Here is a 739-nt window from a genome sequence, read left to right as displayed (position 1 = left end):
GATGATTGCCGTGCCCCTACAACAGCTGAGGGCACGGCATGGGAAATATTCTGTACCAGCCAACATTTGATGATTGCCGTGCCCCTACAACAGCTGAGGGCACGGCATGGGAAATATTCTGTACAAGGGAAGATTTGATGATTGCCGTGCCCCTACAACAGCTGAGGGCACGGCATCCGAAATATTCTGTACAAGCTCTGATTTGATGATTGCCGTGCCCCTACAACAGCTGAGGGCAGGGCATCCGAAATATTCTGTACCAGCCAACATTTGATGATTGCCGTGCCCCTACAACAGCTGAGGGCACGGCATGGGAAATATTCTGTACAAGGGAAGATTTGATGATTGCCGTGCCCCTACAACACCTGAGGGCACGGCATCCGAAATATTCTGTACCAGCCAACATTTGATGATTGCCGTGCCCCTACAACACCTGAGGGCACGGCATGGGAAATATTCTGTACAAGGGAAGATTTGATGATTGCCGTGCCCCTACAACACCTGAGGGCACGGCATGGGAAATATTCTGTACAAGGGAAGATTTGATGATTGCCGTGCCCCTACAACAGCTGAGGGCACGGCATGGGAAATATTCTGTACAAGGGAAGATTTGATGATTGCCGTGCCCCTACAACAGCTGAGGGCACGGCATGGGAAATATTCTGTACAAGGGAAGATTTGATGATTGCCGTGCCCCTACAACAGCTGAGGGCACGGCATGGGAAATATTCTGTACAAG

Annotated in this window: 3 protein-coding genes; all 3 read left to right on the top strand. The window is 50.6% G+C overall.

Translation table 11 applies throughout. The features are described 5' to 3' along the window. The first annotated feature begins 106 nt into the window (after positions 1 to 106). The 3 genes from MiSe_RS49460 to MiSe_RS49450 are packed head-to-tail and all read left to right on the top strand — an operon-like array spanning position 107 to position 614. Entirely contained in the window at positions 107 to 274 is a 168-nt protein-coding gene (locus MiSe_RS49460; RefSeq protein ID WP_226594946.1) for a hypothetical protein, read from the top strand. Between the two features lie 36 nt (positions 275 to 310). Next, the gene (locus tag MiSe_RS49455) at positions 311 to 478 is read left to right on the top strand and encodes a hypothetical protein (RefSeq protein WP_226594945.1); all 168 of its coding nucleotides are present in this window, start codon (positions 311 to 313) and stop codon (positions 476 to 478) included. Beyond that, the gene (locus MiSe_RS49450; protein ID WP_226594943.1) at positions 447 to 614 is read left to right on the top strand and encodes a hypothetical protein; all 168 of its coding nucleotides are present in this window, start codon (positions 447 to 449) and stop codon (positions 612 to 614) included. Before MiSe_RS49455 ends, MiSe_RS49450 begins: the two co-directional genes overlap by 32 nt. Positions 615 to 739: the final 125 nt, after the last annotated feature.

The sequence above is a fragment of the Microseira wollei NIES-4236 genome (genome assembly GCF_020521235.1).
Classification (GTDB): Bacteria; Cyanobacteriota; Cyanobacteriia; order Cyanobacteriales; family Aerosakkonemataceae; genus Microseira; species Microseira wollei.
This window is presented reverse-complemented; position numbering and strand designations above follow the sequence as displayed.

Coding starts and splice junctions, on each gene's coding strand:
- MiSe_RS49455 (WP_226594945.1), top strand. CDS start 311: ATGGGAAATATTCTGTACAAGGGAAGATTTGATGATTGCCGTGCCCCT.
- MiSe_RS49460 (WP_226594946.1), top strand. CDS start 107: ATGGGAAATATTCTGTACAAGGGAAGATTTGATGATTGCCGTGCCCCT.
- MiSe_RS49450 (WP_226594943.1), top strand. CDS start 447: ATGGGAAATATTCTGTACAAGGGAAGATTTGATGATTGCCGTGCCCCT.